This is a genomic window from Deltaproteobacteria bacterium (assembly GCA_023382265.1).
GTDB lineage: Bacteria > JAMCPX01 > JAMCPX01 > JAMCPX01 > JAMCPX01 > JAMCPX01.
The window spans coordinates 64,292-89,892 of sequence record JAMCPX010000047.1; the positions used below are offsets into that span (position 1 = coordinate 64,292).

Below are 25,601 nucleotides of genomic sequence, written 5' to 3' on the forward strand. Positions count from 1 at the left end.
AAAAAATAATCAGGAGGATCAATATAAATGTTAGATAGTAATATGACATCAGATAATCAACAAAATAGAGAAATAAGAGAAATGATGAGAGAGAGCGTTAAGTCTATTAAATCCGGAGATATTGTCAAGGGTAGAGTTATAAGTATAATGCATGACGGGGTTACAGTTGATATAGGATACAAGGCCGATGGTTTTGTCTCAAAAGAAGAAGTTTTTGATGCAAAGGGTAATTGTAAGGTCAAGGTAGGGGATGAAATAGAAGTACTTATACAGAATGAGGATAAAAAAAACAATACTATTCATCTATCGAAACAAAAGGCAGAGAAGGCAAGGGCACTTGAAAATGTTGTTAAGGTATTTGCAAATTCAACGCCGATACATGGTGAAGTGATCTCCAAAACCAAGGGTGGATTGATAGTAGATATCGGGGCTGAGGCGTTTCTCCCATGGTCTCAAATTGACATTAAGCCGGTTAAATCCCTTGATAGCTATGTTGGCCGACACATAAAGGCGATCATTATAAACTATGAACCAAAGAATAATAACATTGTACTGTCAAGAAAACAACTTCTTGAGCGCGAAAAAGACGAACAGGAAAAAAGGTGGAAAGAGTTTGTAAAAGAAGGGAATATTGTAGAAGGAATTGTAAGAACCATAATGGATTACGGTGCATTCGTGGAGGTAGAAGGTAAAGACGGGCTTCTTCATATATCCGATATTACATGGGGGAGAATAAAACATCCATCAGAATTTTTAAAGACAGGCATGAAGCTCAAATTGAAGGTACTAAAAAATGATCTTCAATCGGGTAAACTGGCGCTTGGCTTAAAGCAAATAGAAGAAGACCCATGGCTTAGAGCGTCGGAAGATTTTAAGGAAGGGAGTAAGGTTTCAGGCAAAGTGGTTAATATAACCGATTTTGGTGTTTTTATCGAATTAAAATCAGGGATAGACGGCCTTATTCATAAAACAGATCTGTCATGGGAAAGAAAACTAAAGCATCCAAGCAAATATGTATCGATAGGGGATCGTATAGAGGCAATTGTTCTAAATGTTGATCAACAGGGTAAAAAGATAGCATTGGGTTTTAAACAGTTACAACTGAACCCATGGGAAGAGATTGTAGAAAGATACCAGATCGGGACAAAAGTAAACGGCAAGATTAAAAATATTACGGATTTTGGTATGTTCGTGGAGGTAGAGAAAGGCATTGAAGGACTGGTCCACATAGACGACATTACATGGAGTAAAAAGACAAAAGAACCTTTAGCCGTTTATAAAAAAGGCGATGAGGTTGAGGTAATCGTATTAAGTGTAGATAAGAATAATCAAAAGTTATCACTTGGCGTGAAACAATTAAAACAGGATCCATGGAAGAATATAACGAAAAAATACAAAAAAGGAGATGTTCTAAAAGGAGAGATTACCGGCAAAGCAGAGTTCGGCATTTTTGTAGAAATAGAAGACGGTGTTGAAGGACTGATTCATATATCAGAATTGGCAGATGTCAAGCCTTATGATGTTTATAACGTGGGTGATAGTATAGAATGTACAGTACTGAATGTTGATGAAATGAATCGTAAGATATCTCTTGGGCTAAAACTTCTTGCAAAACAGAAAGAGAGAATAATTATAAAAGAGTATATTAAAACAGGTGAAGAAAGTGTTTCAAGTATAGGTGAATTAATAAAGCTTAAAAATAACAAATAAAGGATCATTTTATGGAAAGGAAAACTGCAAACGTAATAGGAATAGTGCTTTTAATTGTTGTTGTAATATCATTTCTCTTATCCATCTTTTTCAGCATTAGAGAACAGAATATTACTTCAATATCACCTGAATCCATTTTTCAATCTTCCAATAGAATCGGTATTGTTGAAGTAAGAGGGGTTATCAGCGAACCAAGACCGATTATAAAACAGCTTGAAGGTTTTTATAAGGATAACAGCATTCGGGCGATTGTTATAAGAATAGATTCACCCGGAGGCGCGGTGGCGGCAGCGCAGGAGATATACGACGAGATTTTAAGGGTAAAAAAGAAAAAGGTGGTAATCGTATCTATGGGAACTGTAGCTGCATCCGGTGGTTACTATATCGCATGTGCGGCAAATAAGATTGTAGCTGACCCTGGAACTATAACCGGCAGCATTGGTGTTATAATGGAATTTTTTGATATAGGCGGCTTATTGAAATGGGCAAAGATAAAAAGCGAGGTAGTAAAAAGCGGGAAATTCAAGGATACCGGTTCTCCCTTCAGGGCAATGCGACCTGATGAAAAAGCATACCTGCAGTCCGTAATTGATGATGTGCTTGTACAATTTAAAACCGTTGTTTCCAATGATCGCCATATATCCATGAGTAAGATAGATAAGATAGCTAACGGCAGAATATTTGCAGGGGATCAGGCGCTAAAACTTGGGCTCATTGATAAACTCGGCGGTTTTCAAACGGCTGTTGATCTCGCAGCAAAACTTAGCGGGATTAAAGGAGAACCAAAACTTGTATACCCTTCCCAACCGAGAAAAGGTTTTTATGATTTGTTAAGCAATAAGATCGCAAATCTGATCGAAGAAAAACTTACAGAACAGGACATTTATAAGTTTGGATATATACTTAATTTCCCAAAGTAGGAGAAATTGTTATGAAAAAAAGTGAACTAATTATAAGGCTTGCAGAACGATTCCCCCATATTGCCAAGAGTGATATGGAAAAAATAGTTAACATCATAATAGATAAAGTAATAGAAGCGTTAGAAAACAATGACAGGGTTGAAATAAGAGGATTCGGCAGCTTATTTGTAAAATATAGACGGGCAAGAGAGGCGCGTAATCCTAAAACAGGTCAACGCGTGATGATAGAAGATAAGTATGTGCCTTTTTTTAAAGTCGGCAAAGAATTAAAAGAACTTATAAATAAAAATGGATAGGTTGTGGGCGCCATGGCGTATTAATTATATACTTGATGGTGCAAATATGGAAGGTAAAAATGAGTGTATATTCTGTATTTATCCTTCGGAAGGACAGGATAAGGATGCGTCAAGCCTTATTATTTATAGGAGTAGGCTTTCTTTTATTATCATGAACCGCTATCCTTATAACACGGGGCATATAATGGTGGCACCCTACAGGCATGTAGCAAACTTTGACGAGCTTTTCCCGGAAGAGCTTGAAGATATAACTATGAATATCCAGCTTGGAATAAAGGCTGTTAAACGCAGGTTAACTCCATCGGGTTTCAATATAGGGATAAATCAGGGAAAGATTGCCGGAGCAGGAATAAAAGATCATATTCATGTTCACATAGTGCCGAGATGGGATGGTGATACAAATTTTATGCCTGTAATAAATGATACAAAGGTACTACCTGAATCTATAAGTGATACGTATAAAAAAATAAGGGCAGGTATGGATGAAGTTATTTAAGCAATTCATTATAATTTTATTGGTTGTATTATTTTTTATTACGTTCTTTCAGAATTATGATAAACTCAGTAAAGAGGTTTCTTTCCAATTTAGTCTGTACTTTATTAGATGGGGTACCACACCATTTCCCCTATGGCTCATAATACTTATATCTTTTGCAATTGGATATTTGATTGCATTTATATTTAATGTTTCACACATAGTGACCCACAAAAATAAGATAAGAGCGCTTAATAGAGCACTAAAAGAAAAAGATGACGCTATCATAAAACAGGATTTAGATAAGCAAAACAAATAGCATATTCACGTACCTCATTGTTACATCCTGGGTTGATATATATAGAAAAGGCTATGATGCTTTAAAAATTTGCTGAACATTCTCTATCTTTTCTTTGTTTACAATCGCTATGACCTTATCGTTGTCATAAAAGACGGTTTCTCCCTTTGGGATGATGGTTTTTTCTCCTCTATAAATTGAAACAATTATGACACCCTCTGGAAAGCCGATATCTTTTATTTTTTTGTCAATAACTCCTGCCCCTTTTTTGACATCAAGTTGCACAAGCTCCACATTCCCGCCTTTTAAGGGGAATAGGGGAACAACAACATCACCTGCCTGAACCTGTTCTTCGATAAGATAATTGAGTATCCTCGTAGAGTTAATCGTAGCATCAACACCTATACTTTGAAAGATTACCTCATTGGCAGGGTCAGAAATTCTTGATATGGTTCTTGGTGTCATAAACATAAGTTTTGTAAGCTGGCATACAACAAGGTTGGTTGCATCGTCTCCTGTAAGTGCAAGAACAACATCAGCCCTGTTTGCGCCTGCTGCCTTTAAAACCGAAGCATTTGCACCATTCCCGAATATAATCGAATCACCATAGGTTTCTGACAGTTCTGCTACCTTTGATTTGTTGTTATCTATTATGGTAACCTCATGTTTTGCGGACAAAAGGGTTTTTGCAAGGTTTGTACCAGCTTTACTTGCTCCGACTATTATAATGTACATATTCCCTCCTGTTATATTCCAAGCATTTTTGCAAGGGTGCTAATCGTTAGGCTTGTAGGACATACGATTTCCATACCAAGTTCTGAGTAAATTGTTGCAAGGTTTGTATCAAACAGACGTGTTACAACCCTTGTAGTTTTATCTATTAACCTTATCTTTTGTGATATTAGTATATTTGTATAATCATCACCCGTTACAACCATTACAATATCGGCGGGTTTTCTGAATGCGTCTCTCAATACCTTTTCGTCTGTTGCATTCCCCACAAGAAACTCAACTCCTTCTCTATTCTCTATATAGATAAATTTACTTTCTGTTTGTTCAACTACGAGTATATTGTCTCCGTGCTTCACAAATATATCCACAAGTTTTGAACCAAGTCGCCCTGTACCTATTATTACTATTCTCATTTATGACTCCTCTCCCGGTAGTTTATCTATTATGACCTCACACGGTGCTTTTCTTAACACAGTATCGGATGTCCTGCCATGAATGTTCTCCTTAAGACCGACATGCTGTCTTATTCCCATAACAATAACATCGGCATCCTTTTCCTGAGCTATTTTTACAATCTCTTCGCCTGCTGATCTTGATCTTAATATCACAGATTCACTTTTCATCTTATGAAGGACTGCGAGATCCACCGCATGCTTTATTGCTTCCTCTGCCTTTTTGTCCTCTTCTTCCATCCTTGCATTTAACGGTAATGTTCTTGGTACCTCGATTACGTAAACAAATATCATTTTAGAATCCTGAATAGTCCCAAGCCTGCTTGCTATCTCAACACCTCTTTCAGAGTAATCCATACCCTGAGTCGGAACAACGATGTTTTTTAAAGCTTCTACCTCTATGTGGGCTTTTGCTGCCACATAAGGCACCATAGGAGGCGCATGCAGCATCCACCAGAGTAAACTGATTATGGATATAAGAAAGACAGTAGCTATTACAAGACCCAGCGGGGACTGGATCATTTTATCCCTCTTAGATATTTAAGAACATGAAAACTCCTGTACACTCCGAGACATATAAAACTTAACCCTACAATTATGGGCATAAAAACTGGTATGCTGTTCAAAGATCTAAATATTATCACTATACCGATTACTATGAACAGTATGCTGTTTATGGCTTTGAATTTATTTAACAGACCCATTTTGTCCATTTTTGATAATCTTTTCATCTCGTTCTTTTAAAGCAAGCCTGTACGCCTCTGCCAGTTCAAATTCCTCAGCCGACATTAAGACATCCATCTGATGTTTTTCCCAATCCCGTTTTATACTACCGAATACAGGCATATTATTCTTTTTTCTAAATGCAATGTAGTATATGATTCCAAGTAAAACCCACGCAGGGCCTGCAATTCTACCAATTTTATGCGTCAATATAACTTCAAAAAGGACCATGCTTACGCCTAAGAATCCTATTACCCCAAGCACGGGAAACTCCACAACATTACCCTTGTATTTAATTTTTAGGTTGAGTGGTATTTTATAAGGTCTTGGAGTGTATGGATCCGAGAATCTGAGCTTTATGAGCGATATAAATACAATCATATACCCGAGTGTTGCACCGAATGCATACATATTGCCGAGTGTATTCATTGCCTGCGGGGTAAGAAAGGATAGAAGCATCTCAAGTATACCTATGCCTGAGAATACAACTATGGCCCTTACAGGTGTTTTATATTTTGGATGAACTTTGTCCAGCCAATTTGTTAAAAGGCTGAATTCACTCATTGAATATGTAAGCCTTGATACGCTCATAACACCTGAGTTGGCTGATATCATGAGGATAGTTGCACCAAGAAGTGCTGTTATAGGGCCTGCTACAAGTCCTACATACGGTATTGCATGTGCTAACGTTGCTATCGGGTCTCCTACGTGTTGAGCAAACGTCTGCCATGGGAGTATCCCGAGACTTAATGTGGAAAAGGCTGTTGCAAAAATAAATACCGTAAATATGAGTGTGATGGATGTCCTTGGTATAATGGTTGCAGGTCTTTTCGTCTCTTGTGCTGCCTGAGATATGGATTCAAGCCCCACAAATGATATTATGGCAAGTGATGAGCCGTACATAAAATTATGCAGCGTTGGGAATGACAAATGCCATTGCTGAGCAAGTATAGCGGGTTTCCATGCGAACAAAAAACCAAATACGATTACGGAAGACTCTGTTGCGATATCAACAGCTCCTATTACTTCATTAAACAATGAAGATTCTTTTATCCCCTTTATGTTAAGCCAGATTAAAAATATTATAAAGAATAAAGATTCTAAAAGCCATAAATAATCTATGTGTAACGGCCCGAGATTAAACATAAAACTACCCGGATGTATACCAAAAAACGGCAGAAAGAAATTTATATATCCAGCCGATGCTACTGCAAATAATGCGATATCGATCGTATAATCGAGTAAAAGGGCAACGCCAGTAACAAATCCCCAGAAATCTCCTAACCCCCTGAGTGTAAAGTAATGTCCTCCGCCTGCAACAGGGTATGTTGCCGCAAGCTCCGTATAAGCAAGCCCTATCATGATGTAAACAATACCTGCTACTGCAAAAGCAAGTGATGCTGCACCCTGAGCCGCTGCAATAACAAGACCGAGCGCAGCATAAATATCAGCCCCTACATCGGCATAACCCCACATGTAAGAGCCCCATACGGTAACATCTCTTCTAAGTTCCGGGACAGGCTGTTCTGATAAGTGTGTAGTGGTATCGTTAGCCATTTTAAAGTGACGGTAATTTTTAAACTACTCTTTTGGTTGTGTGAGACTTGATAGGATAGTTTTATTCTGCTCGATGTTTGCCTCAGCCGTTACGCCTTTAAGCCATGTATTATAGGATGATTGTGCAATCGCATATCTTAACTGTGAAAAGTTATTAAGCATATCAGCAGGATTCTCCAAGGGCTGTTTGGAAATCTTATTCAGTATGTTATATTCGCTGTTTTGCAGGAAGGTGCCATCATAAAAAATCTTTTTTAATTTGAGTATCAAGATTTCTTCTTTGATATCATTTTGGAATTCTGAAGGCAGGATATTTTGTTCACGCAAAACAGCATAATACAGTCTTGGATCGAATTGATGCTCTTTGTTCTGGAATGCTTGAATATGTGCTATCTCTTCTCTTAGCTCCACATTAGTTACTATAAATCCAATAGAACGTGATTTTTCTTTTGCTACTTCATTGGATATAAGACTGCTCAATACCTCTTCAGGGATATTCAGCTTTGTGATTTCATCGCGTGTCAGTGTGATCTTTTGTTCTTTTTGGTATGCATTGATCGTATTCCTATAAGCCCTGTTAAAATTATTGAGTGATATTGCATTATGATTGACCATTGCAACGGTGCCTTCCGAAAGACCGCTACCGCAGCCTCGCACTGCTGCGAATATACCACCGAAACCTCCAAGGAAGGTTATCGCCACTATAAAATATAGCACCTTTAATCCCCATGAGCCCGTATGTTTTCTTATTGCGCTTAACATAAGGTATCTTATATATGAGTGTATTTAAAAAAAAGCAAGTAATTTTATCCGTTTTTAACAGAATCAATACTACAACTATTCCCTGCAATTTCTACAAGCCTTCTAACAAGCCTGTTTGTAAGTCCCCAGATGATGTGTCCCTTATACTCATAGCCGTCCGTAAGAAATTCCGTATTAAGCATTTCTATACGCTGTTCTCTATAGTTTGCCTCTTTGAGGAGGAACTCAAAAGGTACCGTAAATGCCTCCTTAACCTCTGATTTTTGCAATGTAAACTCAGGGATATCTTTAAGGATTGCTGCAAATGGTGTTACTATAAAGTTACTTATGATTGCTGAATCATCGTCAAACCTGCCGAGTATCTCAAGTTTGCTTTTGCCTATGCCTATCTCTTCCTCTGTTTCTCTTAGTGCTGCTTCAATCGGGGTTTCCCCTTTTTCTATTGTACCACCCGGGAAGGATACCTGTCCCGAATGATAACCGATGTCATCCGCTTTTTTTATGAACAAGAGATGGGTTTTATCTGAGATATTAAGAAAAATGGCAATCACCGCAGCCTTTTTCATATCCTGAGAGATGATCTCTCTGGGCGTTAAGTGTTTTAGGTTTTCTTTTAATACGTTGATGTAAGTATCCATTATTATAATTTAGTCTAACCGATAGATATAAAGATTTCAACTTTTTAGCCAAAACTTACCAATGTCAATTGAGCACAAACTTATATAAGACTCTTTGGACAACATATGGGTCGACCGAAAAAAAGACAACCCATAAAATACCCTAACTTTTATAAACCTTACGATTTAAAGAACCACATTAAATCATTATTAACCATCATGTCCATGGTTGTAAGGGATAACAGTTTATTAAATGAATACTGGGTTGCGGGCTTAACCATGTTTGCTGCTGCCACAGGCAGATTTGATAGCGCGTACAAGTCCCATCATTATGGGATTCGCATACAGCATATAGCTGACCGAGATCTGTATAAAGCATATAATGAAAGGCTGGATCCTGCATTGCAATGTATGGCAGTATTACAGGCAGAGAGACCCCTATAAATGTTGTGTATGTCTGTGTAAGTATATAAACTCCATCTGTTGTTATCGGACATCCAGGGCATACTGTTGATGTAAAATGTAGTCTATCTTCACGTTTGTAATATTATTGATTATACCACCATGTGGATTGTGGAATATCAGCCTCTATCGCAAAAACATTCCCTTCCCCATCAGCATAGTTCTGAACAACAGGTAACAGTGACCTTAATGGAACTGGATTGTTAAATAATGCGTAAAGATCTTCACCAATGGCATCTGGTACTTGTTGTATAAGTGAGGCGCTCACCGTTGAAACAAAAAAGTTAAGGTCAGACGGCTTAATTATACGCGGCTCCTCATTATTAAGGTTACCAATTATCTTACCAAGAAAATCATCCAATGCACCTGCAAATGCTCTATTCATGCTTGAGCCTATCACTATTGTACCATCAGTTTGAGGGAAACCAATCATCATTATAAACGGACTTATATAATTATCAATCATGCAATAACGGTTCTACACAATTAACTGTCTGCGTTGAATCTGTAATATAGCACCCAAAATGGATTGTATCAGATGTTACCGGCTCTCCAACTATGAAGCCATTATGATTATTATCAAAATACGCAATAACCTTGTTAATATTATTGTCCTCTGCAATGAGGGCATTCCCCATCCCCTGCATGGACTGAAGCATACCTGTTATATCGGTCTTAACATCGGTAAAGTATTGAGCACCGGATGCGTCAGGAATTGTGCTGAATGAGAGAAAGTCAGGACAGTTGTAAACAATGTTTCCCATTGCTCTGAATACCGCAAGAGGGGCATACTGAAGCTGGGTACTATTCAAGCCTCCTATCCAGGATAAAAGCGGAGAGAGTACGCAATTGGTATCGTAATTATATGATGAAAGTAGATCAATAATTGCCTTTAATACATAAGCGGTTGAGCTTATAGCCTTTGCCTCCGGCAAACCCCATTGCCTGCCGAGAACAAGGTTGAGAGATATTTGCGGGACAGAAGGCATTAAAAGCTTTAATACACTCATATCGGGCTGAATATGGAGGGGAAGGGTATCAAGGGTAAAGCCACAGTTGTGTTGCTCAATGAATGTGGTGTGTGTAAGAATCAGCGATATATCAGAGGTGATACCGGTAAACTGTACTGCTACGTTGTCAGCCATAACACCTCTTTACAGATTATTAATAAAAGTGGTTGCCTGATTGTTCATAATATCCTGGCTTGCGGCAAGCACCATGCCCCAGTGTGCATCGCAACTGTTCGGATTAGCTTTTAGTGCTTGAGAGAATTGTACCAAAGCATCCTGCGGCGAGCTATTCAAAATCGCATTTTTACCGGTATTGATAAGAGGCGAGATATCGACTGATTTATGGGCATTGCCGCACTCTGCGAACAACACCATGATACCGGAAACAATCATTTCTCTTGTCTTTATCTTTATAAAACCTCCTCTATGGGTATATCTTGGTGTATTCCACTGTACCGGTTGGTGACAACGACATATTATAGCCTTCTGTTGTAAATGTATATCCACCAAGGGTATAAAGATAGCCATTATACTGCACAAACTGCACACCTGCCATAGTAGCAAAAGGAGCACCTAAATTTGTTGACATACTTGGTATCCATTTATTTAATGAGTCGTCTGTATTTATCTGAATCCTTTGAACACCATCGAAAAATGAAAGTGTGGAAGAGGAGAACTCATACATGCCATATAAAACATACAGCCAGTTATTATATGTTGCTGCCCCAATTATGGAAACAGGATTTATTGTTAATGGGGCATTTGTGTCGGTAATCCAGTCTCCTACAGAGCCATCAACTCCAATTGCTGCATAAGATGGGGATGATAGTGGAATCAACGAAGAATAGAATGAGCCTGATGATGAAGTTGAAGGGAATAGAGCTGCCAACCCTCCACCCAATAGATAAATCCTGTTACCTATTGCAATACTTGTTACGCCATAAGGTATTGTTATTGTAGGGGATACGGCCATCCATGGGGTAAATGGGATGGATGTATCAGAGATCCATGAGCCTAAAGAACCATCCTGATTTATCATGCAGTGAGATGTCTTTAATAAAGCCTGCGAAGACTGTGCGGATAAACATGATATCGTATACGCATTATTAAAATTACATAGAGGGGCAATTTCATACATCCATTTATCTGAAATAAGTAGTATAGTTGATTGTGTACAAGGTGAAATAGGCAGTGTTGAAACTGTTTGCCATACACCAAGACTGTGATCCGACTGGATATCTGTCTTTAGAATATCACCATTGGTAAAGTTTACCGCATATAGATAATTATTGTATTGTAACAGGGCTTGATAGCTACCCGTCGGTAATAATGAGGTATCGCTTATCCATTGTCCAATATCGCCATCTGATAATATTGGCGCCCTTACTGTTGTATTTTCTGAAAAACTTACTGCATACATCCAGCCATTATATTCTATTGCTCTAAAAGGAATACCTGTATCGTTTATTGGCACAGAGGATGATGCAAACTGCCACTGTCCAAGATGACCTGGACCCGTATCAGATGTAACCTTTACACCAGATGTATATGATGTACAGCTACTGAGGAGCAGGAGTAAACATGTTAATAATTGTAAGTAAGTCTTCATAAGATTGTCCTCCTTATAATAATTATATACTTATTTCACCCAAAGTTGAAGCCTGTCATATATACCAATAGCTTTTCCATGAGCATTAAACGGCATTGGCGACCCATGGATAAGCGTTTTTATTCCAAGCCCAAGCGGAAGATTTGCATATTCCATAAGTAATGATTTTACATAATCCAGCACCTCTCCTAATTGGGGACTTGCATACCTATGGATAAAATCAATGAAATAAATAATCGTGTTGACTTCATCTCTGGTAAACACTTTGTTTGCCAGTTGCGGTGGAAGTTTTCCGTTATTTGTAAGGAGCGCTTTTACTATAGGGAGGTATTGTGTTATTAGCTCCCTTGCCTGTCCTATAAGTTGTGGATGTTCTAACATTATTTTTGTGATCTCAGGGCTGTATTCGTAATAAAGTGCTACAAGTAATTCCCCTTCATATCCTTTAGATAAAACACGATCCCTGAAGCTTCTTATTAATGGAATATTGGTTTCTAAAGAAGTTCCCCTTAGAGCTGCGGTCACAAAGCAGCAACTGTTTGAATAAGGATTAGTTCCTGTTACATTTATGGTAGTAGAGGTAAACATAGTAAAATTCATTTCCGGACATGACTGATCACCAGGTAAATCATCATAGAGTAGTGCAACCAATAGTGGATATGAAACAGTGCATTCACTAACTGGAGCTGTTATTGGCAATGAAATACTTGTTTGATCAGAACCGCTTGGATATGGTGTTAAGGAATAGTTCCAAGAGCTATAATTGTTATAGATAGACCCATAATAGTTGTTATATGGATATATTAGAGGGAAGACATCCGGATTAGAATAATTACCGAAATTATTAAGCCCTGCTACATGAAAAAGATAGTCAGGATTGTAAAAAGATTCTAATCGTGGTGAGACATTTTCTATTGTAATATTAAGGTTTGTAGATTGCCCTGCTTGCAGGTTTGTTGGTTGAAGTGTAAACTGTGCGGTTGAATAAAGGGGCGCATAAGTTTCATTTGAAACAAGAAAGGGATCGTTAAAGATGTATAACAATACTTCCTTAAATGGAACTTCAAAGTAACCCACAGAAGTAGATATGCCTAATAATCTATTTCCATTTAATAAATCTTGTACATTACTTTTTATATCATCATCTATTATTGGACAAGGACCCGCGTCATCAATAGTAGGGTTACCGGTAACTGAACAATGACTTCTGTAAACATTTACTGTTATATGTGTAAAATTTAAACCAAGTGTTGCAACCGAAAGATTTGAAGGTGGTTGAATAACAGTAGTAGTCATATATACATCTGCTACAACACTCCCTACATAGTTAACTGATAGAGTTTCATATTGGCAATTGAGCGGATCTACATAGCGTATGTGCCCTGTTGTTTGAGTAATATTTAAGGTTAGGTGGAGGTGAATACTCTGGATAGGTGATACCCACGTCGTTATATAATTCATAGTGATAGAGGGAATATTACCATAGACCGTTATACCATTGGAATTACCATTACACGCAGTTGATCCTGATAGTAGATTACATTCACATAGGTATGAGAAGCCAAATGATCCAGTAGTAGTAGGGAAGATAGCATTGCTGTGTATATTTTGTAGTATCACTGAGCTTGCTCTATTTAGGACCACTTGTGGTAACTGACACTGGGAAGCAGGGTAATCAGCTTTTACATTATTGGTAATAATAAAACTTATACCCAACAAATTTATTATTAAAAACCTCTTTAATATTTTCTTAACATCCTCCTTTGTAAATTTTATCACTACTGTCCCAACGTTTAATTATCAAAACACAATAACATATTGAAGTCAATAGATAAATTGACAAAAATAATTTTTATCGATTTGAACTTGAAAATACTTTTAAGCCATACTTTTGTAGCAATACAAAAGGAGACGGCTTATGAATACAGGAGCAACTGTTTTTTCTCAGCTTATGGATTTTATTCCAAGTTATAAGTTTCACAAATGTGTAGAACGGTACGGCGGCAATTACAAAGTAAAAAGTTTTTCATGTTGGGATCAATATCTATGCATGGCATTTGTCCAACTTACATTTCGGGAAAGTCTGCGGGATATTGAAACATGCCTGCGGGTAACATAGCATAAACTTTATCACATGGGAATACGAGGTAAAGTTGCGCGAAACACTTTGGCTCATGCCAATGAAACAAGAGACTGGCGTATCTATGCTGATTTTGCCAAAGTACTTATTCATACCGCAAGAGCCTTGTATGCCAATGATGATTTCGGACTGGAACTCAAACAAACAACCTATACTCTGTGACGTTCCCCCCGAAAACCAGAGCACTTGCTCTTAGAGTCTCCAGTTAGTAAAAGATAGCAAAAGGAGGCAAAGATGCAAGCAAAAAGGTATACCGAGGAACAAATAATACGTGTTCTTGAGGAAGAGCGAGCCGGGGCAAAGGTCATGGATCTGTGCCGTAAATACGGGATGAGCGATGCGACGTTTTACAACTGGAAAGCGAAATACTCCGGCATGACGGTCAGCGATCTGCGCAGACTGAAATTCCTGGAGGAAGAGAATCGCAAACTAAAGCGCATTGTAGCGGATCAGGCATTGGATATTGCGGCACTCAAGGGAATAAACTCAAAAAACTGGTAAAGCCCAAGGTCAAGCGAGCAGCAGTGGATTATGTGGTAAGAGGCTTTGGGCTGAGTAAACGAAGGGCGTTACAACTGGTACATTTATGCTGGGCCAGTTATATATACCGTAGGAAAGACAAGGGGGACGATGCGTTACGCAAGCGTATGCATGAAATTGCGCAACATCGACGGAGGTTGGGTTCGCCCCGCATCTATACCCTGTTAAGAAGAGAGGGATGGAAAATGAATCATAAGAAGGTAGATCGGCTGTATAAGGAAGAGAAGCTGTCATTGAGGCTGCGGAAACGTAAACGGCTGCCGGCACGGCAGCGGATATCCCTTACGGTTCCAAACGCACCGAATAAGTGCTGGTCCATGGATTTTGTATCAGACAGCATTGCACAGGGGCGAAGATTCCGTGTTTTAAACATCGTTGATGATTACACGAAGGAAAGTCCTGCTATGGAGGTAGATACGTCTCTTGGAGGTGTTCGAGTAGCGCAGGTTTTAGAGAGGTTAAAGCAAACCAGAGGATTGTCTGATAGAATCAGAACTGACAATGGTCCTGAATTTATCAGCCGTGCACTGGATGAATGGGCATATCAGAACGGGGTGAAGCTGGACTTCATAGAACCGGGCAAGCCTATGGAGAATGCTTTTATAGAAAGCTTTAATGGGCGGTTCCGGGATGAATGCCTGAACGAGAACTGGTTTATGACGCTTCAGGAAGCCAGGGAGATCATTGAGCATTGGCGGATTGATTACAATCAGAACCGGCCACACGGCTCCTTAGAAGGACTTACACCGGATGAATTTGCAAGAAAGCACGAAATAATGGTAAGGAATAGTCAGGAAACTCTAATTCAAGGTGCTCTATAAAATGGGGGAAGGTCATAGAGAACAATAGACAGCTAATCTTTTTAAGCAACAATTTTACATTACCAGCCTTGACCTTTGCTCAACTGTATAAATGTCGTTGGCAGATAGAATTGTTTTTCAAACGGATAAAACAACATCTGAGAATCAAGACTTTTTACGGAAACAGTGGCAATGCAGCCTTTAGTCTTTTTTAAATGCATTCTTTGGGTTAGCTTATTCATAGTTTGTGTAATCAAGCCAATTAAAGATGTTATCTTTTGATTCTGTCTCATTAAGGAATTCCGGGTCAATGCTGTTATTGGTTATTTGTTCATAGAGGTACGTGAACCTTGATATGTGAGAGATAAATCTTTTTTTTGCATAATTCACATTCGTGCCTGAGTTCATGATAAAAGGCCAATCACTACTCTGGACGAGTAACAGCTCTCTTAATGCCTGATTGATTGCCCTGTGTTTTACCGGAGATGCCTTTTTGATTCTTATGAGTGTCTTCATACGGTCCTGTGCCATATGAAGATGTTTGTATATCCAATCATTCGTTCCGTTAAGCCATACCTCATGATAACCTTTATCCCCCCAGCTTGATTGAGCAGGCTGAGCGATCTGGTTTTCAGTATACTCTTTTAAATAAATGGGCGGAGAGATTGATTTAACGCGATCATTTATTGCGTGAAGTTTTCTAAAAACATGCTCGAGAAACTCGGGGCCTTCAAACCACCAGTGCCCAAACAGCTCCGCATCATAAGTGGATACTATTATAGGCTTTCTGTCCATAATGCTTGATAGATACTCAATATGTTTCTCCCTGTTGAAAACAAAATTACCCGCATGTATCTCTGTTTTTTTAGATGCCCATTCCGGATTGTACGGCTCTTTTTGATCTGTAGGACCCGTGATCCTGTAATACTTTATTCCAAGGTTTGATCTCGAGCCGTCACTGTGCAGGTACGGCTTGATATAATCAAAATCCAGATCATATCCAACATCCCTATAAAATTCCCTGTAGTCATTATCCCCCGGATAGCCCTCTTTTGCACTCCATACCTGTTTTGCCGACTGATGATCCCTTCCAAAGAAGCATACACCCGTTTCCGCGCATATGGGTGCATAAACGCCGTACACGGGCTGAATAGACGCATTGAGCAATCCATGTGCGTCAAGGAATGTATACCCGATACCGCTTTTGGCTAAAAGGCTGTCAACCCCCTCTATATAAGCGTTCTCCGGCAGCCAGAATCCAGACGGCTTTAAACCAAACCAATGCTTGTACGTATCGACGCCAATACGAATCTGATTATCCTTCCACGGATCGTCAATAATCAGCGGCAGGTATGCGTGTGTTGCACATGAAGCTAGTACATCAACAGCTCCTGCATCAATAAACTCCTTGAATCCTGAGACTATGTCTCCTCTATACCTTTTCTCAAATACATCCATGTAATGTTTGAATCTATCATAATACATCCTCGCGAGTTGATTAAAGTCTGGATCCTTTTGGGTACGTATAATCTCTTTTTCGCTTAGCTCTATAAGTTTTGAAAGATGATGCTTGTATCTTTTCATAAGCAGTTCATCTTTCAGCATCTCCATTAATGTAGGGGTAAGACTAATAGTTATGTGAAATTTAATGTTATCGTTAAGCATTCGATCAAATGCATCAAGCAGGGGAAGGTATGTTTCTGTTATTGCTTCATAAAGCCAATCTTCTTCAAGAAAATCATTATACTCAGGATGTCTTACATAAGGCAGATGTGAATGAAGCACAATGGCTAAATAACCATTCATCTTTTTCTTGATGTGATTTGCTCTATTTTTGCAGGGTTTGAATGTTTAAAACTATCATAAGCTTCTGCAAATGGTGTGTTCTGGCTATCAGGCAAACCGATATCCTTATACTTGATTGCAGAAGGCCACGCGTTTGGTGTCCTGATCGGGTTTGAAGTTGCTATAAGACTGAAGTCACCGCTGCCGTTTATATATCCGATCTCTGCTTTAAATGTCTCTCCCGGCTCCGGAACATTTACGTACCAGCTGCTTGCATCTCCAATACTTATATTTGTGTACAGTTGCCCTTTTTTATAAACCCTTAGCAGCAAATGTTTATTCGTATATTTGTGTTTATCGATTACCCAGTATGCAAAAAACCACCATGGGTCCCTTGGCATCAACACAAGTCTTGTCTCATTATCATATTCTGGCAGTTTTTCTTCATAGGTAATCTTACGTTTAGTTGCAGTGGATTGCTTACGCAAAACCTTATCGGCACTTTTAGCAGCTTTCTTTTTGAGTGTTAAAGAGATGGCCATTGATTTCCCTGATTTAACAATGGCCTTTATGATCTCATCTTTAGACATTGTCCTTATAAGGCTAACGTGTTTTTCCTTTGCAAGCTTTCTAAGCGTTATTATGGTCAGTTTTTTAAGCTCTTTTGTATTCATGTAATGAGCATACTATTTTAAAAAAATATTACAATGGTTTTATGCATTTACATAAATGACGTGACTCCACATGCAAGCGGGAATCCATATAACGGGCCCTGGGGGTTTTATTTAAACGAGAGCAATATCCTGTTTGCAGCGGATGACGTTTTGATACGCGCAAAGACGATTCTTTTTTTGATGAGATTAAGAAATTTTACACATAACTTAGATAAAAAGTTATGCTTTTTCTATTCATAATCCTGGGAGAGGCTTTTTTTATTGAAGTATCTCCGCATTGCATTTTCCGGATTAAATACTGTTTTAATTTATTAGATATTATATTTTTTCATCCTGTATCTAAGTGTATCCCTTGAAATAGATAAAGACTTTGCAGCCTTTGTCTGATTCCACCCGGCAAGTTCAAGCGCCTTTAAGATTAGATCTTTTTCTACCTTTTCAAGTTCTAAAGATTCCGTTTGTATAAAAGGAGGTTTTGGCGAGTAGTCTATGATTTCGACAGGAACATGCTCTTTTCTTAGCAGTTTATCATTAGAAAGCAGAATCATCCTCTCTAAAACATTTTTTAATTCCCTTATGTTTCCCGGCCACGAGTAATTTGTAAAGTAATCTATCACCTCATTCTCAACAGCCCTGATTTCTTTTTTTAGCTCCTCGGAGATCGTTTTTATGAAATAGTCTACAAGCAAAGGGATATCATGCTTTCTGTTTCTCAATGGCGGTATAAAAAGCGGCACAACGTTGAGCCTGTAAAACAGGTCTTCCCTGAACGCCTTATCATCTACCCTCTTTCTCAGATCGCTGTTTGTTGCAGATATGATTCTTACATCAACGTAGATATCCTTTGTGCCTCCAAGCCTTCTGAAGTTTTTTGTCTCTATTGCCCTTAACAATTTTGATTGAACAGAAAGCTCAATGTCGCCGATTTCATCGAGAAACAGGGTACCGCTGTTTGCGAGCTCAAACATGCCCTTTTTTGATGACCTTGCATCTGTAAACGCACCTTTCTCATAACCGAAGAGTTCACTCTCAATAAGCTGTGAAGGTAGTGCAGTGCAATTGACTGCAACAAACGGCTTTGCCTGTCTCTGTCCTTCCGAATGAATTGCTCTTGCAAAAAGCTCTTTACCTGTCCCGCTTTCACCGTATAGAAGGACCGTTGATTGACTATCCGCAATCTTTTTTGCAAAATCGATTACTACCCGTATTGTCTCTGAATCGCCTATTATACTGTTAAAACCATACCGTTTTTTTTCAGCATCCTTGAATAAACCGAGTTCATCTCTTAGTTTGCTCATCTCCAGTGCCCTGGCTATACTGATTTTTAGCTTTTCCGCATCAAATGGTTTTACAATGTAATCAAAAGCGCCTGTTTTTATTGCATCAACAGCAGAATCTATGCTCCCATAAGCTGTGATCATTACAACAGGGAGATTTATAAACTCTTTTTTTATTGTCCTCAGTACCTCAATGCCGTCAATATCCGGAAGCTTCATATCAAGCAGAACAACGTCGGGTACATGCTCTCTTAGTTTTAATAAACCTTCTGCACTCGTTGATGCACTTATAACCTCGTGTCCTTCTTTTGTTAGAAGTTTTTCGATCGACCATCTTACAAGATTCTCGTCATCTATTATAAGTATCCTGCCCATAGTATATCCTTCCTTTTCAGCCATTATGCCTTCTTATAAGGGATACGAATGTAAAAGGTTGTTCCTTTGCCTTTTTCACTCTCAAATGTGATATCACCATTCATTGACCTTATGATTTTAAGGCTGATCGCAAGTCCCAGGCCTGTACCATGTTGTTTGGTTGTAAAGAATGGATCGAAAATTTTATCTTTTGCATCATCAGGTATGCCTTTACCCGTATCACTTATAGTGGCAAGTATGTATGGTTCTCCATATTTATCAATAAAGTTTGTTGAAGCTGTTAGTGTCCCGCCTTCAGGCATTGCTTGAATGGCGTTAAGCAGAAGATTTATAAATACCTGTTGTAAGCCGTCCCTATCTTCTATTATGGATGGGATGTTTTGGGCAAAAGATAATCTTATCTTTACATGATTATTGGATGCCTGAGGCTCAAGCAGTATCTGCATTGCCTTAATAGTATCATTAAGGTTAAGTTCCTCACCTTCGTATATTGAAGCTCTTGAAAACTTCAGCATATCACCTATGATCTTATCTATTCTTGAGATTTGTGCCATGATCTGGTTAAAGATGTCGGTTTTTTCTTCATTGGTAGCAAAGTCTTCTTTAAATACCTGTAGAACACCGCTTATTCCTGCAAGAGGATTTCTTATTTCATGAGCGAGAGATAAAGAGATCTCTCCAAGGCTTGCAAGTTTATCCATCCTTCTTATGTGAAGTTCTGTGGTCTTTTTGATCTCTGCGTCATTATACGCGAGACGATCAAGCATCATGTTAAGCTGTTTACTTAAGAATCCAAGTTCGTCATTGTCATCTATTTTTGTTCTTACAGACAGGTCGCCTTCTGAAGCCATTTTTAAGGTATTTACAAGCTCATCTATGGGTCTGTTAATAACGGTTTCTGTTATAAGCCATATAGAGAACACAAGTATGGATGTAATAATAATGCTTACTATAAACCAGTTGGAAAGCAATCCTTCAAAGGCAATATTAGAACTTGCAGTAGAAACCTTGACATAGAATATACCGAGTAACGAACCGTCTGTTTTATGACATTTAAAACACGAGGCATGATTGTAGGCATTGTAGTATAATTCTACAATGTCATGGTGCTGATTTATTGTAGTAACGAGGTATTTCTGTCCGATGGGTATGTTAATGGGCATATCATTAGTTTTTGGATATATGAATAACGGCTTCCCAGTTGGAGAAAGCATGCCTATGGTTACGATATTTTTTATGTCGGTATTATACAGGCTTGAAAGGTAGGCTTTAAAATCATCAGGATTACCTGTTTTACTGTGTATTGTTATGATCTTATCAATGTTGCCTAATGTGAGATTTACCTCATCAATCGCGTACTGTTTGAAGAGCTTCTCTGTACTAAGCCTCATGAAGAGTGCATAAAGGCTGATCATAAGAATGGTTATCAATATTATAGGGAGCATAAATTTTATATTTATCGGTACCCCTGCAGAGAGCTTCATTGCTTATCAGCTCTGTCTTTTAAAACCGCGACAAACTCAGCAGAGATAAGAAATATCAGGGCAGTATAATATACCCATATGATCGTTGCTATGACGGCGCTCAGAGAACCGTATATAATACTTAATTTCGAATGATGAAGCATGTACCATGAAAACAGCACCCTCACAATCGTCCATAATACCGTCGTTAAAGCCCCTGCAGCAAGGCTGTACTTTATACCGATATCTCTTGATGGCAGCTTGTAATACGCGGTAGAAAACAAACCAAAGATCAGAAAAAATGAGAATATACGGCTTGATACTATTACAGCTAATATATAAAATGTGCTGCTTAAAATAGGCAGGTTAAGTTTTATTAAAAATTTAAACAAAGGTCCTAAAATGAATATGAATGAAACGATAACGCCTGAAAATAAAATAAATAGTAATGATTTCCCCTTTACAAAGAGCGGATTGGACTTTTTACTGCGTTTAAAAATGACATCAAGAGACCTTTTTGCTTCAAGAACAGCAAGATCCGATGAAAAAAATAGAATTATAAATCCGATAATGCCAATGGCATTACTCTTGCCTAATAGGCTATGCATATCATTGATAACATCATTGGAAATGTCAGGGATAACCTGCCTTAGCAAGTCTACCAGATAGACGAAAAACTTGTTCGTGGAGCCGGCGATATAGCTCCCAATAGAAAATAGTACGAATATCAATGGTACTATGGATAGCAGTACATAAAAGGATAAAGCGGCAGCATGGGACATACACGTATCTGTCATAAATTTATCCGTGATCTCAAGGATTAAAGACCTGTCTTTTTTTTCATTCATGTTTAGTGCCTGTTCCGGAACATAACTCTTATCGGTACGCCGTTAAACCCAAAGATATCCCTTAGACGATGCATGATAAATCTTTTGTAATTCTCTTTGATTCCTATCACAGTATTTACGAAGAGCACAAACGTAGGTGGCTTGACCGAAACCTGCACTATGTAATAAGGCTTTATGATTTTACCGCTGCTGGTGTTTGGTTCATTAGCTGCCATTGTTTCATTAAAAAACTTGTTAAGCTCTGAAGTGATGATCCTCTTGTTATACATGTCGGAGGTACAAAAAATCGCTTTTATAAGATCGTTTATCCCGAAGCCTGTAAGAGTGGATGTGGGTATTTGCGGGATATAATCGGAGGTATATTGTGATTGCATCTTCGTATTTTTTTGCTCGGATTTTGCAAGAAGATCCCACTTATTAAGCGCTATTACTATTGCTTTTCCATGCCTCTCCAATAACTGGATAAGCTTTTTATCATAAGTGGTAATACCTTTAACTGCGTCTATAACAAGTATGCCCAGATCTGTTTTTTCTATGATTTTTTTTGTCTTTATTTCTACGAGTTGATCTATAAGCTTATCTCGCCTGCCTTTTCTTAATCCGGCGGTATCTATAAGAATAAAAGGTTTTTTACCGAGTTCTACATTCACCTCAACCGGATCCCTTGTTGTACCCGGTGTATCATCAACGATCATTAATTCTTTGCCTGTTATATAATTAAGCATACTCGATTTGCCTGCATTCGGTTTACCGATAAATGCGAGCCTTATTCTTTCATTCTGGAGGGATTCGTCTGCCATATTGCCGTATCCCTGCTGTTTTATGTGTGAGACAATTGCATCCATAACATCATCTATGCCGTAACCATGCTCCGCTGAAATACCAAACATATCATTAAATCCAAGCTGATAAAATTCTGCAAGATCAGCCTGCGTGTAAGGCTTGTCTATTTTGTTAATAATCAGGAGGACCTTTTTACCGAGCTTCCTTATCAACATGGCGATCTCACGATCCGGTGACGTTATTCCCGTATTGAAATCACATATGAAAAGAATGAGCACAGCGTCGTTTATGATTTGCTTTACCTGTTTATCTATCTTTAAGCTCAAGCGATCTTTAGCTTCCGTTAAACCGCCGGTATCCACAAGGTCGAAAAGAACACCACGCCAGTCGGATGTATCGTATATTGCATCCCTTGTTGTTCCCGGCAGATCGATTACTATTGCCTTTTTTTCAGAGATCATTCTATTGAACAATCTCGATTTACCAACATTCGGCCTTCCTACTATTGCTATAAGCGGTTTCATATCAATTTAAAATGCGAATGCTCATCATTTTAGTCCTATTTCTTCTAGGAAAAGCTGGTCTTTTTTCCAGCCGGGTTTTACCTTTACATACAATTCAAGATAAACCTTTGTACCAAGCAGTTGTTCTAAATCAAGTCTCGCCGCTGTACCTATTCTTTTTATCATAGAACCCTTATTCCCGATCACTATACCTTTTTGAGAATTTTTTTCTACATAGATCATTGCGTGTATCCTTATTATCTTATCCCTTTCCGATTCATCAAATTTTTCAACTGTGCATGCGGATGCATAAGGTATTTCCTCACCGGTGAGAAGAAAAAGTTTTTCCCTTACGATCTCAGCCACAAGTTCTTTCTCATACTTGTCCGTTATTGTGTCCTCTGTATAAAGCAATCCGTCTACGGTAGTGTATTTTTTAAGTACAGATAACAGTTCATCCATGCCGTCACCTACCTTAGCCGAAACCGGAAGAATATCATTATAAATCTTCATGCCAGCATACCGGTTTATTACAGGCAGCAGCGATTGCTTGTTCTTTAACAGGTCAATTTTGTTTATAAGCAGTAACTTGGTTTTATTTTTAAACTTGCAGATCTCCTTTATCATAGATGTTTCCCGTTCATCAACCCTCGGTTCTACGATATGCATAAGAACATGAGCATCCCCCATAGCCGAGATGGATAATCTGCTCAATAATGAAATGAAGTTTGATGTTCTGCTATGATCCAGTCCGGGGGTATCTATAAATACAAATTGAGCATCCTCTGTTGTTACTATAACGTTCAATCTTTGCCATGTTGTTTGTGGTCTTCTAGATACGATCGTGAGCTTCTCGCCTATTAGTCTGTTTAATAGGGTAGACTTGCCTACGTTTGGCCTTCCGATAACCGCAATAATTCCTGATCTCATATATTACATAAAAGCACATATTTGATATTTTGTAAGCATCTAATGTATTTCCCTTGAAGGGATAAAGTATCAAAAATAAACACCTCATTCAAATTGACCATACGGCAGCGATGGATTATAGCGTGCGGACAGTCAGAAGTTTATTGAATGGATTTGAATCGGGTTGCAATACATGGGACGATCCGGTTAATCTTTCTGTGTTGGGCGACCCAGCGGGTCGCCCATACTAAGAACGCATACTATTTAACCGCTTCAAACGAAGGCATTGCTATACCAAAATCTACCAAAGACAACTGGCACAAGGTCTTACCGCTTGATGTATCACACTTTGTTCCTGAAGGGCAGTTATAGCCATTGCAGCAGTCTACTGCACCAGCAGGTATACAGGCATTTGCATAGCATTTAGAGCAGTATGTTCCAGCATAACAGCAGGATTTATCTGCACATGTTACAGCACATCCGTAATTATAATTCTCGTATAGTCGCTGTCCACAAATAGTTCCTGAAACAGAGGTGTAACTTGACGCACCTGTGTGTCCTTTTGCTGTAATGAAGATATCTCCATGACACACATCTTTACCGTTTACACTTATGGTCGGTGTGCCGGTAAACGTAACTGTTACATCCACATCTACAGCACCCCCGCATTGCATAGTTGCATTTGAGGTAAGTCCCATGTTGATGGTTCCGTTTATCATTATGTGGTCGCCTGTTGTCGTAATAGTCTCTGCACATGAATTATAATTAATGGAACCCTGTCCGCTTATTGACATTGAATCCTGCGAGCATGGCGGATTAGCTGCGCAGCACCCTGTCGGCATTGTACAGTTCATGTTAAGCGTATAGTAGATATTGCCGCTGCCGGGACAACTGGTAGGAGGGATAAGTGTGCTTGGCCCGCACGATGAAAGCGGGCTTAAATTGTTTGTTTTTAATGACGCATAAGAAGTCGTGCTCATGGCTGCCGCACTATTTGTAGAAGAAGCAAATATCTGTGCAAGTGCATTAAGCTGATTAGGGTTGAAGGGACCGCCGCTTCCGCCTCCGCTGCCTCCACAACCCGTAAAGACTGTTAACAGGAATGCGGACATAACGGCTAAGTATATCACCGACCTCTTTTGTAATTTTTTATTCGTTATCATAAAAGCCTCCTTTATTTTTATTGTTTTTTCTTTGATCATATTGCAGTGAGAAATCATTTTAAGAAATATAAAACGCTTCTGATATGTAAGATGAAGGCATAGGTAGTGTAAGGACGCGGAAAAAACCGTTGGGTTTACTTAGCCACTAAACCGTCATACACCTATGCCAAGAAGGCTTTAGGCGGATGGAAAAGTGATTGAACAAAACCCTGCGAGTGGAGAAATACCCAGCTCATGGTGAGCTTAATAATACTGCATGATTTTGAAAGAGACAGGACATTTGATAATGAAAAAACAAACATGTCATTTCCATTGGTTGAAACAGATCCATTGTTTTCTGAAATCAAATTATGTCCTATGATTCTATCAGAAGAATGATACGAGCTACCCTTTTCATTATGATCTTTATCCGAATCCTGATACCCATCATCATGGGTTACGTTATCTTGATCGTATGAACATGCTCTGGCTAAACCCCTTGGTATGAATATAAAAAGTACCAGTATCAAACCTACGATATACAGTGTGTCCGTTCTCTGATGTATCTTCACGTTTTAATTATACATCAAATTTGTAATGATGTCAAGTAGCCGAATCGAGTCATGTAAAATCTAACCATGGAGGGTATCATCTTGTCATGTAAAAATCTAACCGAAAGATACAGCTTCAGAGATGGATATTATAGTCTGCCTTTGATAAAGGAGGCAGGTTATGGGGT

General features: G+C 38.7%; 28 protein-coding genes and 2 pseudogenes. 9 read left to right on the forward strand and 21 right to left on the reverse strand.

The window, feature by feature from the left end; genetic code table 11:
• Positions 1-27: 27 nt before the first annotated feature.
• From M1381_08665 to M1381_08685, 5 genes are read left to right on the forward strand one after another with little or no spacing between them, the layout of a single operon-like run.
• On the forward strand, positions 28-1,710 hold the full coding sequence (locus tag M1381_08665) for a 30S ribosomal protein S1 (GenBank protein MCL4479151.1): 1,683 nt from the start codon (positions 28-30) through the stop codon (positions 1,708-1,710).
• Between the two features lie 11 nt (positions 1,711-1,721).
• Positions 1,722-2,630, forward strand: coding sequence for a signal peptide peptidase SppA (sppA, locus tag M1381_08670; GenBank protein ID MCL4479152.1), 909 nt, complete (start codon positions 1,722-1,724; stop codon positions 2,628-2,630).
• An 11-nt stretch (positions 2,631-2,641) separates the two neighbouring features.
• Positions 2,642-2,926, forward strand: coding sequence for an integration host factor subunit beta (locus M1381_08675; protein MCL4479153.1), 285 nt, complete (start codon positions 2,642-2,644; stop codon positions 2,924-2,926).
• Positions 2,919-3,422 carry an HIT domain-containing protein gene (locus M1381_08680; GenBank protein MCL4479154.1) on the forward strand — a complete coding sequence of 168 codons (504 nt, stop codon included), beginning with the start codon at positions 2,919-2,921 and terminating at the stop codon, positions 3,420-3,422. Before M1381_08675 ends, M1381_08680 begins: the two co-directional genes overlap by 8 nt.
• A complete protein-coding gene (locus M1381_08685) occupies positions 3,409-3,720 on the forward strand; it encodes a LapA family protein (GenBank protein MCL4479155.1) in 312 nt (103 codons plus the stop codon). The genes M1381_08680 and M1381_08685 overlap by 14 nt, the downstream gene beginning before the upstream one ends.
• A gap of 51 nt (positions 3,721-3,771) precedes the next feature.
• Here the strand turns inward: M1381_08685 and M1381_08690 are convergent, their stop codons facing one another.
• Genes M1381_08690 through M1381_08720 form a run of 7 tightly spaced genes read right to left on the reverse strand, consistent with a single transcriptional unit; the run spans position 3,772 to position 8,563 of the window.
• Positions 3,772-4,434 carry an NAD-binding protein gene (locus tag M1381_08690; GenBank protein ID MCL4479156.1) on the reverse strand — a complete coding sequence of 221 codons (663 nt, stop codon included), beginning with the start codon at positions 4,432-4,434 and terminating at the stop codon, positions 3,772-3,774.
• A gap of 11 nt (positions 4,435-4,445) precedes the next feature.
• On the reverse strand, positions 4,446-4,844 hold the full coding sequence (locus M1381_08695; protein MCL4479157.1) for an NAD-binding protein: 399 nt from the start codon (positions 4,842-4,844) through the stop codon (positions 4,446-4,448).
• Positions 4,845-5,405, reverse strand: a complete 561-nt coding sequence (locus tag M1381_08700) for a universal stress protein (GenBank protein ID MCL4479158.1) — start codon at positions 5,403-5,405, stop codon at positions 4,845-4,847.
• Positions 5,402-5,596 carry a hypothetical protein gene (locus M1381_08705; protein MCL4479159.1) on the reverse strand — a complete coding sequence of 65 codons (195 nt, stop codon included), beginning with the start codon at positions 5,594-5,596 and terminating at the stop codon, positions 5,402-5,404. The genes M1381_08700 and M1381_08705 overlap by 4 nt, the downstream gene beginning before the upstream one ends.
• Positions 5,571-7,163 (reverse strand): APC family permease, encoded by a 1,593-nt coding sequence (locus M1381_08710; GenBank protein ID MCL4479160.1) that lies wholly within the window; start codon positions 7,161-7,163, stop codon positions 5,571-5,573. Before M1381_08710 ends, M1381_08705 begins: the two co-directional genes overlap by 26 nt.
• A 24-nt stretch (positions 7,164-7,187) precedes the next feature.
• A complete protein-coding gene (locus tag M1381_08715; protein ID MCL4479161.1) occupies positions 7,188-7,925 on the reverse strand; it encodes a SurA N-terminal domain-containing protein in 738 nt (245 codons plus the stop codon).
• 44 nt (positions 7,926-7,969) lie between these two features.
• On the reverse strand, positions 7,970-8,563 hold the full coding sequence (locus M1381_08720) for a CoA pyrophosphatase (protein MCL4479162.1): 594 nt from the start codon (positions 8,561-8,563) through the stop codon (positions 7,970-7,972).
• 105 nt (positions 8,564-8,668) lie between these two features.
• On the opposite strand from M1381_08720, the gene M1381_08725 reads away from it, so the two are divergent.
• Complete coding sequence (locus tag M1381_08725; protein ID MCL4479163.1) at positions 8,669-8,986, forward strand: hypothetical protein; 318 nt, start codon at positions 8,669-8,671, stop codon at positions 8,984-8,986.
• Between the two features lie 103 nt (positions 8,987-9,089).
• Here the strand turns inward: M1381_08725 and M1381_08730 are convergent, their stop codons facing one another.
• Genes M1381_08730 through M1381_08750 form a run of 5 tightly spaced genes read right to left on the reverse strand, consistent with a single transcriptional unit; the run spans position 9,090 to position 13,243 of the window.
• Entirely contained in the window at positions 9,090-9,440 is a 351-nt protein-coding gene (locus M1381_08730; GenBank protein ID MCL4479164.1) for a hypothetical protein, read from the reverse strand.
• 22 nt (positions 9,441-9,462) lie between these two features.
• Positions 9,463-10,149, reverse strand: coding sequence for a hypothetical protein (locus M1381_08735; GenBank protein ID MCL4479165.1), 687 nt, complete (start codon positions 10,147-10,149; stop codon positions 9,463-9,465).
• A 9-nt stretch (positions 10,150-10,158) separates the two neighbouring features.
• The gene (locus M1381_08740; GenBank protein ID MCL4479166.1) at positions 10,159-10,407 is read right to left on the reverse strand and encodes a hypothetical protein; all 249 of its coding nucleotides are present in this window, start codon (positions 10,405-10,407) and stop codon (positions 10,159-10,161) included.
• 31 nt (positions 10,408-10,438) lie between these two features.
• On the reverse strand, positions 10,439-11,623 hold the full coding sequence (locus M1381_08745; GenBank protein ID MCL4479167.1) for a hypothetical protein: 1,185 nt from the start codon (positions 11,621-11,623) through the stop codon (positions 10,439-10,441).
• Positions 11,624-11,653: 30 nt separating this feature from the next.
• On the reverse strand, positions 11,654-13,243 hold the full coding sequence (locus M1381_08750; GenBank protein MCL4479168.1) for a hypothetical protein: 1,590 nt from the start codon (positions 13,241-13,243) through the stop codon (positions 11,654-11,656).
• Between the two features lie 298 nt (positions 13,244-13,541).
• On the opposite strand from M1381_08750, the pseudogene M1381_08755 reads away from it, so the two are divergent.
• The 3 genes and pseudogenes from M1381_08755 (at position 13,542) to M1381_08765 (ending at position 15,300) form a co-directional block, all read left to right on the forward strand.
• Positions 13,542-13,922 (forward strand): annotated as a pseudogene (locus M1381_08755) (DUF4372 domain-containing protein).
• 75 nt (positions 13,923-13,997) lie between these two features.
• Positions 13,998-15,124, forward strand: a protein-coding gene (locus M1381_08760) for an IS3 family transposase (GenBank protein ID MCL4479169.1) whose coding sequence is annotated in 2 segments (ribosomal slippage) — positions 13,998-14,247 and positions 14,247-15,124 — 1,128 coding nt in all. Because the reading frame shifts where the segments join, the coding sequence is not laid out codon by codon here.
• Positions 15,125-15,156: 32 nt separating this feature from the next.
• A pseudogene (locus M1381_08765) lies at positions 15,157-15,300 on the forward strand (transposase).
• 37 nt (positions 15,301-15,337) lie between these two features.
• Here the strand turns inward: M1381_08765 and M1381_08770 are convergent.
• The 9 genes from M1381_08770 to M1381_08810 form a co-directional block, all read right to left on the reverse strand.
• A complete protein-coding gene (locus M1381_08770) occupies positions 15,338-16,909 on the reverse strand; it encodes a DUF1957 domain-containing protein (GenBank protein MCL4479170.1) in 1,572 nt (523 codons plus the stop codon).
• Positions 16,906-17,562, reverse strand: coding sequence for a DUF4912 domain-containing protein (locus tag M1381_08775; GenBank protein ID MCL4479171.1), 657 nt, complete (start codon positions 17,560-17,562; stop codon positions 16,906-16,908). Before M1381_08775 ends, M1381_08770 begins: the two co-directional genes overlap by 4 nt.
• Positions 17,563-17,873: 311 nt before the next feature.
• Positions 17,874-19,238, reverse strand: a complete 1,365-nt coding sequence (locus tag M1381_08780; GenBank protein MCL4479172.1) for a sigma-54 dependent transcriptional regulator — start codon at positions 19,236-19,238, stop codon at positions 17,874-17,876.
• Positions 19,238-20,698, reverse strand: coding sequence for an ATP-binding protein (locus M1381_08785; protein MCL4479173.1), 1,461 nt, complete (start codon positions 20,696-20,698; stop codon positions 19,238-19,240). Before M1381_08785 ends, M1381_08780 begins: the two co-directional genes overlap by 1 nt.
• Complete coding sequence (locus M1381_08790) at positions 20,695-21,525, reverse strand: YihY/virulence factor BrkB family protein (GenBank protein MCL4479174.1); 831 nt, start codon at positions 21,523-21,525, stop codon at positions 20,695-20,697. The genes M1381_08785 and M1381_08790 overlap by 4 nt, the downstream gene beginning before the upstream one ends.
• Positions 21,526-21,527: 2 nt before the next feature.
• The gene (gene der / locus M1381_08795; GenBank protein ID MCL4479175.1) at positions 21,528-22,832 is read right to left on the reverse strand and encodes a ribosome biogenesis GTPase Der; all 1,305 of its coding nucleotides are present in this window, start codon (positions 22,830-22,832) and stop codon (positions 21,528-21,530) included.
• Between the two features lie 24 nt (positions 22,833-22,856).
• Positions 22,857-23,741 carry a GTPase Era gene (era, locus tag M1381_08800; GenBank protein MCL4479176.1) on the reverse strand — a complete coding sequence of 295 codons (885 nt, stop codon included), beginning with the start codon at positions 23,739-23,741 and terminating at the stop codon, positions 22,857-22,859.
• A 239-nt stretch (positions 23,742-23,980) separates the two neighbouring features.
• The gene (locus M1381_08805) at positions 23,981-24,883 is read right to left on the reverse strand and encodes a hypothetical protein (GenBank protein ID MCL4479177.1); all 903 of its coding nucleotides are present in this window, start codon (positions 24,881-24,883) and stop codon (positions 23,981-23,983) included.
• 161 nt (positions 24,884-25,044) lie between these two features.
• The gene (locus M1381_08810) at positions 25,045-25,434 is read right to left on the reverse strand and encodes a hypothetical protein (GenBank protein ID MCL4479178.1); all 390 of its coding nucleotides are present in this window, start codon (positions 25,432-25,434) and stop codon (positions 25,045-25,047) included.
• Positions 25,435-25,601: the final 167 nt, after the last annotated feature.

What these genes read in the sequence shown, in the direction of transcription:
- M1381_08790 (MCL4479174.1), bottom strand. Translation starts at nt 21,525, where the DNA reads ATGAATGAAAAAAAAGACAGGTCTTTAATCCTTGAGATCACGGATAAA.
- M1381_08690 (MCL4479156.1), bottom strand. Translation starts at nt 4,434, where the DNA reads ATGTACATTATAATAGTCGGAGCAAGTAAAGCTGGTACAAACCTTGCA.
- M1381_08680 (MCL4479154.1), top strand. Translation starts at nt 2,919, where the DNA reads ATGGATAGGTTGTGGGCGCCATGGCGTATTAATTATATACTTGATGGT.
- M1381_08700 (MCL4479158.1), bottom strand. Translation starts at nt 5,405, where the DNA reads ATGATCCAGTCCCCGCTGGGTCTTGTAATAGCTACTGTCTTTCTTATA.
- M1381_08720 (MCL4479162.1), bottom strand. Translation starts at nt 8,563, where the DNA reads ATGGATACTTACATCAACGTATTAAAAGAAAACCTAAAACACTTAACG.
- M1381_08675 (MCL4479153.1), top strand. Translation starts at nt 2,642, where the DNA reads ATGAAAAAAAGTGAACTAATTATAAGGCTTGCAGAACGATTCCCCCAT.
- M1381_08735 (MCL4479165.1), bottom strand. Translation starts at nt 10,149, where the DNA reads ATGGCTGACAACGTAGCAGTACAGTTTACCGGTATCACCTCTGATATA.
- M1381_08730 (MCL4479164.1), bottom strand. Translation starts at nt 9,440, where the DNA reads ATGATGATTGGTTTCCCTCAAACTGATGGTACAATAGTGATAGGCTCA.
- M1381_08805 (MCL4479177.1), bottom strand. Translation starts at nt 24,883, where the DNA reads ATGATAACGAATAAAAAATTACAAAAGAGGTCGGTGATATACTTAGCC.
- M1381_08780 (MCL4479172.1), bottom strand. Translation starts at nt 19,238, where the DNA reads ATGGCTGAAAAGGAAGGATATACTATGGGCAGGATACTTATAATAGAT.
- M1381_08715 (MCL4479161.1), bottom strand. Translation starts at nt 7,925, where the DNA reads ATGTTAAGCGCAATAAGAAAACATACGGGCTCATGGGGATTAAAGGTG.
- M1381_08740 (MCL4479166.1), bottom strand. Translation starts at nt 10,407, where the DNA reads ATGATTGTTTCCGGTATCATGGTGTTGTTCGCAGAGTGCGGCAATGCC.
- M1381_08785 (MCL4479173.1), bottom strand. Translation starts at nt 20,698, where the DNA reads ATGAAGCTCTCTGCAGGGGTACCGATAAATATAAAATTTATGCTCCCT.
- era (MCL4479176.1), bottom strand. Translation starts at nt 23,741, where the DNA reads ATGAGATCAGGAATTATTGCGGTTATCGGAAGGCCAAACGTAGGCAAG.
- der (MCL4479175.1), bottom strand. Translation starts at nt 22,832, where the DNA reads ATGAAACCGCTTATAGCAATAGTAGGAAGGCCGAATGTTGGTAAATCG.
- M1381_08710 (MCL4479160.1), bottom strand. Translation starts at nt 7,163, where the DNA reads ATGGCTAACGATACCACTACACACTTATCAGAACAGCCTGTCCCGGAA.
- sppA (MCL4479152.1), top strand. Translation starts at nt 1,722, where the DNA reads ATGGAAAGGAAAACTGCAAACGTAATAGGAATAGTGCTTTTAATTGTT.
- M1381_08685 (MCL4479155.1), top strand. Translation starts at nt 3,409, where the DNA reads ATGAAGTTATTTAAGCAATTCATTATAATTTTATTGGTTGTATTATTT.
- M1381_08775 (MCL4479171.1), bottom strand. Translation starts at nt 17,562, where the DNA reads ATGAATACAAAAGAGCTTAAAAAACTGACCATAATAACGCTTAGAAAG.
- M1381_08770 (MCL4479170.1), bottom strand. Translation starts at nt 16,909, where the DNA reads ATGAATGGTTATTTAGCCATTGTGCTTCATTCACATCTGCCTTATGTA.
- M1381_08665 (MCL4479151.1), top strand. Translation starts at nt 28, where the DNA reads ATGTTAGATAGTAATATGACATCAGATAATCAACAAAATAGAGAAATA.
- M1381_08695 (MCL4479157.1), bottom strand. Translation starts at nt 4,844, where the DNA reads ATGAGAATAGTAATAATAGGTACAGGGCGACTTGGTTCAAAACTTGTG.
- M1381_08705 (MCL4479159.1), bottom strand. Translation starts at nt 5,596, where the DNA reads ATGGACAAAATGGGTCTGTTAAATAAATTCAAAGCCATAAACAGCATA.
- M1381_08725 (MCL4479163.1), top strand. Translation starts at nt 8,669, where the DNA reads ATGGGTCGACCGAAAAAAAGACAACCCATAAAATACCCTAACTTTTAT.
- M1381_08745 (MCL4479167.1), bottom strand. Translation starts at nt 11,623, where the DNA reads ATGAAGACTTACTTACAATTATTAACATGTTTACTCCTGCTCCTCAGT.